Source organism: Kitasatospora sp. NPDC057512 (genome assembly GCF_042802135.1).
Lineage (GTDB): Bacteria > Actinomycetota > Actinomycetes > Streptomycetales > Streptomycetaceae > Kitasatospora.
The window spans coordinates 1-7,324 of the sequence record NZ_JBHVET010000429.1 but is presented as its reverse complement, the minus strand read 5'-3'; the positions used below and the strand labels follow the sequence as shown (position 1 = coordinate 7,324).

Below are 7,324 nucleotides of genomic sequence, written 5' to 3'. Positions count from 1 at the left end.
GGGGGGCGCACGACGGCGTCCAGGGCCGGGGCGATGACGGCGAAGCAGTCCTCGGTCAGCGCGGCGGGGTCCACCGCCGCGCCGGCACCGCCACCGGAGGCGTCACCGGCGGCGCCGTCGTCGGCGCTCCAGCGCTGGAGCACCGTGTGGAAGGCCGCCAGCGCCATGTCCGCGGCCAGCCGCGGGTACAGCTCGCGCCCGGCGTCCAGGCCCAGGCGGGCGGCGAGCTCCTCGGCGAGGCCGTCGCGCCACTGCGCCTGGCGCTCCAGGAAGCGCGCGAGCAGGGCGGGGGTGGACAGGACCAGCCGCACCACCTGGCGGGCGCGCTCCTCGTGGCCGGCGCAGTCCTCGACGCTGCGCCACACCGCGTGCCGCAGCGCCACCGAGGGCGCCTCCCCCCGCGGGCGGCGGGCCAGCTCCTCGCGCATGGCCGCGCCGAGCGCGGCCAGGAATTGGACGACCACGTCCTCCTTGGATGCGAAGTAGCGGAAGAACGTCCGCTTGGACACGCCCGCGGCGGTGGCGATCTCGTCCACCGTGACGGCGTCGAACCCGCCGCCCGCCAGCAGCTCCAGCGCCGCCCGCGTCAGTTCGTCGGCCACGAGCTGGCGTTTGCGCTGGGCCAGGGTGGCGGCGGGTCGGGAGGTCACCGCCCCATCCTAGCCCCCACGCCACACGCGACGCCGAATGCCCATCTTGACACTTGGTGACATGAAGGGCACCTTGAGCCTCATGAGTCGTACGCCCCGAAGCAACCACGCCCCCGCCCCCGACCCCGCCCCCGACCCCGGCACTGCCCCGGAGCCGCAACCGGACCTGGACGGGCGGGTGTTCGTCGTCACCGGCGCCGCGAGCGGCCTGGGCCTGGCCACCACCGACGCCCTCGCCCGCCGCGGCGCCCGCGTCGTACTCGCCGTACGCGACGAGGACAAGGGCCGGCGCGCCGCGGACCGCGTGAGGGCCGCCCACCGAGCCGCCCGCCTGGAGGTACGCCGCCTGGACCTCGGCGACCCCAGCTCCGTGCACGCCTTCGCGGCCCGCCTGCGCGCCGACGGCCTCCACCCCGACGTCCTGGTCAACAACGCCGGCGTCATGGCACCCCCGCGCACCCTCACCCCCCACGGCCACGAGCTCCAGTTCGCCGTCAACCACCTCGGCCACTTCGCCCTCACCGCCCACCTGATCGACCTGCTCGCCCAGGGCCGCGACCCGCGCGTGGTCACCGTCACCTCCGCCAACCACCGCCGCGCCCGCATCGACTTCGACGACCTCACCGGCGAGCGCGCCTACTCCCCCATGGGCCACTACAACCAGTCCAAACTCGCCAACGCCCTCTTCGCCCTCGAACTCCACCGCCGCCTGAGCGCCGCCGACAGCCCCGTGCGCAGCGTGCTCGCCCACCCCGGCTACGCCGCCACCGCCCTGCCCCGCGCCGGCGCCGTCGCACCGGTGCGGCTGCTGTTCGGGCACCTGCTGCGCCCGCTCGCGCAGTCGCCCGCACGCGGGGCGCTGGCGCAGCTGCACGCGGCGACCGCGCCCGGGGTACGGGGCGGGGAGCTGTACGGGCCGGGCGGGCCGGGCGAACTGCGCGGGGCCCCCGTACCGACCTCCCCCGCCCCGCGCGCCCAGGACCCGCGGGCGGGCCGGCGGCTGTGGGAGGTGTCGCAGGAACTGACCGGACTGCGGTTCACCGTGCCCGGGGCGGACGGCCCCTGACCCCGGACCGGGAGCGGGCGGGGGGTGAGGGGAGGTCACCGCCCGCGGGGTGTGCCCCGTGCGGCCGGTTCCCCGCCCCCTGCCCGTGTCCCTGTTCCCCCTTCCTGTTCCCCCCTTCCTGTTCCCGCTTCCTGTTCCCGTTTCCTGGTCCCGCTTCCGGTTCCCGCCGGTCGGGGTGTCCGGTATTGGTGGTCGCCCCGGGTGGGGGTGGGGGCGGGCAGTAGGATCGGCGGCGTTGCATCCCGTACACACTGCTGGTAGGAGGCTTTTCATGGCTCAGGTCACGCTGAAGGGGAACCCGGTGCAGGTCGGTGGCGCGCTGCCGGCCGCCGGCAGCCAGGCGCCGGCGTTCACGCTGGTCGGCGAGGGGCTCGCGGACGTGTCGCTGAAGGACTTCGCGGGTCGGCGCAAGGTCCTGAACATCTTCCCCAGCATCGACACCCCGACCTGCGCGACCTCGGTGCGCACGTTCAACGCCAAGGCGGGTTCGCTGGAGAACACCGTGGTGCTGTGCGTGTCGGCGGACCTGCCGTTCGCGCAGGCCCGGTTCTGCGGCGCGGAGGGCCTGGAGAACGTCAGGACGCTGTCCACCCTGCGCGGGCGGGACTTCCACGACGTCTACGGTGTGGCGATCGCCGACGGTCCGCTGGCCGGGCTGACGGCGCGCGCGGTCGTCGTCCTGGACGAGAACGACACCGTCCTGCACACCGAGCTGGTCGCGGAGATCGCCGACGAGCCGAACTACGAGGCCGCGCTCGCCGCCCTCAACTGACCGGCCGGCACCGCGCTCCCGGTGCCGTCCCCTTTTTCGTGTCGCGGCGGCCCGCCCTCGCGTCCTGCCCGTCCCCGCTGCGGCGGGGGCGGGCGGGGCGGGGGCGGGCCGCCGTCGCCTTTGCCGCCCCCCGGGTGCCGCCCCCAGACGCGCCGGGCGGAAGGCGCCCCGCGGCCCGTCCCGGGGCCACCGCCCCCGCCGGGCACCGCCCTGTGCGGCATCGCCTCCGCCGGGCACCGCCCTGTGCGGCATCGCCTCCGCCGGGCACCGCCCAGCCCCTGTTCCGGGAGCGGCTGACGGTCCTCGCCCCGCCGTACCCGGCCACCGGTGGTGGGCTTCCCGTGGCAGGGGCGCCGGTTCAGGCGGCCAGGGTGTCCTTCAGCCAGGGCGCGATCACGGCCATCGCCTCGCCGAAGCGGGAGACGGCGCAGTGGCCGGTGTCCGGGATCAGTTCGACGCGGGTGTCGCGGCGGCCCTCGAACACCAGGGTGTCGGCCCGGGGGACGTGGACGTCCTCGGTGCCGTTGACGACCAGCATCGGCCCGTTGGCGTCCCGGTCCAGCAGCGGGCGCAGGTCGAATCCGGCGAAGGCCGCGTCGAGTTCGGCCCTGGTCGGCGCGGTGTCGAAGCCCAGGGCGTTGCCGACGATGCCGTCCATGCCGAAGGCGAAACCGCGGCCGGGGGCGAAGGCGCGCTCCACCGGGCCGCCGAGCACCACGGAGGCGTCCACCGCCGCGGTCAGTCCGGTGCGGGCGGAGTAGTAGCCGCCCATCGAGATGCCGAAGTGCCCGACCCTGCCGTTGCCGGCCGCGCGGGCGAAGGCGACCAGTGCGGCGATCACCTCGTCGCCGCCGTGCGGGGTCATCGGCAGGTGGGCGCTCTCGCCGGTGCCGGGCAGGTCGAACAGCAGCAGCCGCGCCGGCAGCGCGGACGCGAGCTGCTCCCACATGCCGTGCAGGTCGGTCTTCCAGGAGTCCACACCGCCGCTGGCCAGGACGAACGGCGCGTCGGCGGGCAGGCCGGGGGCGGCCATCAGGTGGACCGGCACGGCGGCCTCGCCGCCGCGGTGGGGGACGGTGAGGGTGCGGCGCTCGAACTCCACGGGGAAGCCGGGGGCGGCGAGCACGTACTGCTCGACCTGGCGGGCGAGCGCGGTGCGCTTCGGGCCGTCGGCGAGCGAGGGGAACTTGGCCCAGCCGTACGCCTGCGCGGCCTCGCGGTGGCGCCCGGCGGCGGCGTGGCGGGCGGCGAGGGCGGACCACTCGTACACCCAGCCGCCGGGCCCCTCGGACCACATGGCGGTGACGGCGGCGCGGACCGCGTCCACCTCGTCGGCGGGCAGGCCGAGGGTCATCTGCGGGTAGCGCTCGACGAACAGGTCCCGCGGGTCCAGGGGCCAGGTGAAGGACATGGTGGTGCCTCCTGATCGCACTCAAGCTTCTTAAAGCCGGAACACTTGCGTTAACGACTATGCGCCCGCTCCGACGCCTAACGCAAGCCCCCCTGCGTTAAGGTGGTGGCCGAGGTGATCGACATGACCGAACACGAGCCACAGCCGGAGCCGCGGCCGGAGTCGCAGTCGCAGTCGCAGCCGGTGCGCCGCCGCCCGGGCGGGCGCGCCGCGCGCGTGCGCCAGGCCGTCCTGGCCGCGGCCGCGCAGGTACTGGCCGAGGAGGGCGTCGAGCGGCTCACCGTCGCCGGGGTCGCGGCCCGCGCCGGGGTCAACGAGACCACCGTGTACCGGCGTTGGGGCACCCGGGAGAAACTCGTCCTGGACGCCATGCTCACCGGCAGCACCGAGGGCGTCCCCGTCCCCGACACCGGGGCCGTCCGCACCGACCTGGCCGCCTTCGCCAGCGCCCTGGCCCGCTACCTCGCCACCCCCACCGGCCGCTCCGTCGCCCGGGCCGCCGCCCTCAGCGCCGACGACCCCGACCTCGCCGAGGCCTGGCAGACCTTCTGGCACTCCCGCCTCGACCAGGCTGGCGCCATCATCGCCCGGGCCGTGGACCGCGGGGAACTCCCGCCGGACACCGACACCGCCCTCGCGCTGGAACTGCTCTGCGCCCCCCTCCAGACCCGCTGCCTGCTCGGCCACCGCCCCGACGAACCGGACCTGCCCGAACGCCTGACGGACCTGGTCCTGGACGGACTGACAGGCCGGAACCGGGCCACCGCCCCCCGGCCGCAGCCCTGACACCGACCGCCCCGCACAACCGGGCGACGGGCCCGCACCCGCCACCGGCCGCCCCGGGCGCAGCGCCGGGCCGCACCCGAACACCACCTGGCCACCGCGCGCGGACCCAACCGTGACGGTGTGCAGCGCCCTCGCCGAGCGCGTGGCACCCGGGCGCCCCGCCCGTTGCGGGCCGGCGCGAAGCCGGCCGCACCGTCACCTTCCCGCGCCCGCCCGTCCCCCTCCCCCGGCCCCGGGCCCCGGCCCCGGCCCGGCGAAGGGGGCACCCGACGGCATGCCCGCGCACGCCGGGCAGTACGGCCACTCCCCCGGAGCTGGACGGGCGGCTCCGGAACACGGTCCCGGCCCCTGTGTCACGGCCGGTGACGGTACGGACCGGGTCACGTGCTCCCGTCGGGCCCGCAGCTCGACCGAAGGCCGTCGGCACGGGTTCCGGGCGGCCGCTGACGGCCGGCGGCCGTGACGCAACCGCGCTCCCTGCGCGGGGAGTTGATGCTCCCGTCGGCGCCGGAGGTGACGGCCGTCGGGGTGGGACCGGACGTCGGGAGGCGGGCGCGGTGGGCCGGACGCGGCGCCCGGCCCGGATCGTGAGCGGCGCACGGCGCACGGTGTTCGCCTCCCGCGACGTCACGTCGTCCCGCCGCTTCCCGGAGATGAGCGTCCATCCCGCGCGCAGGCGCTGCGGCTCCGGGAAGGGCCGCAGCGAGAAGACGCCCGCCGCCGAGCGGACCCGGGAAAGCCAACGGGGCCGGGCGGCAGGGCCGTTGACCACCGGCGGCCCTGCCCAGGGCCGCCGGGCGCAGCGGCGCGGCCAGGCACGGGCCCGGTGGCCGGGCCGGAGGTCAGTGCGCCGGCGGCCGGTGGCCGCGTGCGGACGCGGTGCGGGTCACAGCGGTCGGCTCCAGTGGCGCTAGGTGTGCGGGGTCCTGGTGAAGCCGCTGTCGCTGAAGGGGTTCGGCAGCGTGCCGTCGAGGGTTCCGGCCAGGAAGTCGCCGAAGCCCGCCGCGAAGCGGACCCAGGCCGCTTCGCCGTAATGGTGCTGGCGCTTGAAGACGACGACGTCCCAGCCGTCCGGGTCGCGGGTGTCGCAGAGCCAGAAGGCCACGTCGCCGTTGGCGGTACCGGCGAAAGGCAGGATCCTGCCCTGCTCCAGGTCCTCCGGGGCGGTGCCGGTGGGGGCGGCCGGCTCCTGCCGAGGGTCGAAGTCCAGTGCGTCGACGAGGTCGCCGTACGGGGAGCCGTCCACCGGCGGCGTGCTGACGCCGAGGTACCCGTCCAGCTCGCCGCCGCCGTAGAGCACCACGAAGTCGCGGTAGTCGGCGGGCAGGCGCAGGCCGGTGGTGCGGGCCAGTTCGTCCCAGTCGACGCTGTCGCCCGGGGTTCCCGGCTCCCCGATCAGGGCCGAGAGGCGGGTGACGGCCGGGTGGACCATGGCGGTGTCCCCTTTCGTGGGTGGCGGGTTCCGGTCGGTCACCGTAGCGCCCGGCGTCCCGCCCGGTGAAGGCCGTACGGGCGGTCGGCGCCTGTCCCGCCGGGCCCCGACCGCCCGGAGCAGCGGACCGGCGCACTGCCGGGCACCCGCAGAGCGCGCCATGCTGCACGCCGTGAACCGCGAAGACCTGACGGCCGCCCTCGAACGACACGGGACCGGCGGCGCCGGCCGTGCCGCCCTGGCCCTGCGGGCCGGGGCCTGCTTCCGGGTGTGGTCCGAGTCGACGGCGCCGGCCGGGCGTCTCCTCGACATCCGGGCATGGCGGGCCGCCTGCATGGCGCAGGACGGCGTCGTCGCCCGCAAGGACTTCGAACGGGGCTTGCCGGACCTCCGGTGTGCGGCAGACGCCCCGGTCGCCTCTGGGCGAGTGGATGTCATCGGGGATTCCCACCCGGTCTTCCCCGCCGCCGATCCGAGTTCGTGCGTCGCCGTGCTGTAGCCCGGCGTGGACGGCTGCGGGCCCGGTCGCCCGGCCCGGGTGGACCGGATCGGCCGGGACGGCACCCGGCATCCCGGCTTCCAGGGACCGCGGCCCGCCGGGAGGGGAATGTCCGCTGTCAGACCACGCAGAACTCGTTGCCCTCCGGATCGGCCATCACCACATGGTCGGGCCTGCCCTGCAGCTCCTCCTCACGGACCACCGTCGCGCCCGCGGCGGTCAGCCGCCGCACCGCCTCGACCACGCGCGGCCACCGCACCTCCCACGGCGTCTCACGGCCGCCGCCGGCCTGGACGTCCACGTGCACCCGGTTCTTCACCGTCTTCGGCTCCGGCACCTTCAGGAAGGACAGGCCCGGCCCCGTCCCCTCCGGATCGCACAGGTACGCGCCGTCGTCCCACTCCTCCTGCGGGACCCCGTGTCGGGACAGCCACTCCTCCCAGCTCCCGAACCCCTCCGGCGCCGGCTCGTGCACGTAGCCCAGCGCCAGCGCCCAGAACCCGGCCAGCCTCGCCGGGTGCGCGCAGTCGATCGTCAGGCTCCACCTGGTCGCCATGCGGCCCTCCTCGTCTCGGATGCGGCGACCGTACCGCCCACCACCGACACCACCGCCACCACGGCCGGCGGGCGCCCCGCACGACGCGGGCCGCAGCCCGGAACGGCCCGCCCGGGACAGGGCGCGGGCCCGTGCCGCGCACGGGGGAACGG

General features: G+C 76.3%; 8 protein-coding genes. 4 read left to right on the top strand and 4 right to left on the bottom strand.

The genetic code is table 11. From position 1 onward, the window contains the following. Positions 1–650: TetR family transcriptional regulator (locus ACFU6K_RS25090; protein WP_380666575.1), on the bottom strand; the 650-nt coding region annotated here is incomplete at its 3' end. 61 nt (positions 651–711) lie between these two features. Between ACFU6K_RS25090 and ACFU6K_RS25085 the strand changes: the two genes are divergently transcribed. Beyond that, positions 712–1,716, top strand: a complete 1,005-nt coding sequence (locus ACFU6K_RS25085) for an oxidoreductase (RefSeq protein WP_380666573.1) — start codon at positions 712–714, stop codon at positions 1,714–1,716. Between the two features lie 271 nt (positions 1,717–1,987). Beyond that, positions 1,988–2,488 (top strand): thiol peroxidase, encoded by a 501-nt coding sequence (tpx, locus tag ACFU6K_RS25080; protein ID WP_380666571.1) that lies wholly within the window; start codon positions 1,988–1,990, stop codon positions 2,486–2,488. A gap of 358 nt (positions 2,489–2,846) precedes the next feature. Here the strand turns inward: tpx and ACFU6K_RS25075 are convergent, their stop codons facing one another. Then, complete coding sequence (locus ACFU6K_RS25075; protein ID WP_380666569.1) at positions 2,847–3,899, bottom strand: alpha/beta hydrolase; 1,053 nt, start codon at positions 3,897–3,899, stop codon at positions 2,847–2,849. Positions 3,900–4,022: 123 nt separating this feature from the next. On the opposite strand from ACFU6K_RS25075, the gene ACFU6K_RS25070 reads away from it, so the two are divergent. Then, the gene (locus ACFU6K_RS25070) at positions 4,023–4,685 is read left to right on the top strand and encodes a TetR/AcrR family transcriptional regulator (RefSeq protein WP_380666567.1); all 663 of its coding nucleotides are present in this window, start codon (positions 4,023–4,025) and stop codon (positions 4,683–4,685) included. A 910-nt stretch (positions 4,686–5,595) separates the two neighbouring features. Here ACFU6K_RS25070 and ACFU6K_RS25065 read toward each other — a convergent pair. After that, positions 5,596–6,117: an SMI1/KNR4 family protein gene (locus tag ACFU6K_RS25065; protein ID WP_380666565.1), complete on the bottom strand. Its 522-nt coding sequence runs from the start codon at positions 6,115–6,117 to the stop codon at positions 5,596–5,598. 172 nt (positions 6,118–6,289) lie between these two features. Here ACFU6K_RS25065 and ACFU6K_RS25060 point away from each other — a divergent pair, with 172 nt between their 5' ends. Then, positions 6,290–6,616: a hypothetical protein gene (locus tag ACFU6K_RS25060; RefSeq protein ID WP_380666563.1), complete on the top strand. Its 327-nt coding sequence runs from the start codon at positions 6,290–6,292 to the stop codon at positions 6,614–6,616. A gap of 118 nt (positions 6,617–6,734) precedes the next feature. On the opposite strand, the gene ACFU6K_RS25055 is transcribed toward ACFU6K_RS25060, so the two are convergent. After that, the gene (locus ACFU6K_RS25055) at positions 6,735–7,172 is read right to left on the bottom strand and encodes a VOC family protein (protein ID WP_380666561.1); all 438 of its coding nucleotides are present in this window, start codon (positions 7,170–7,172) and stop codon (positions 6,735–6,737) included. Positions 7,173–7,324: the final 152 nt, after the last annotated feature.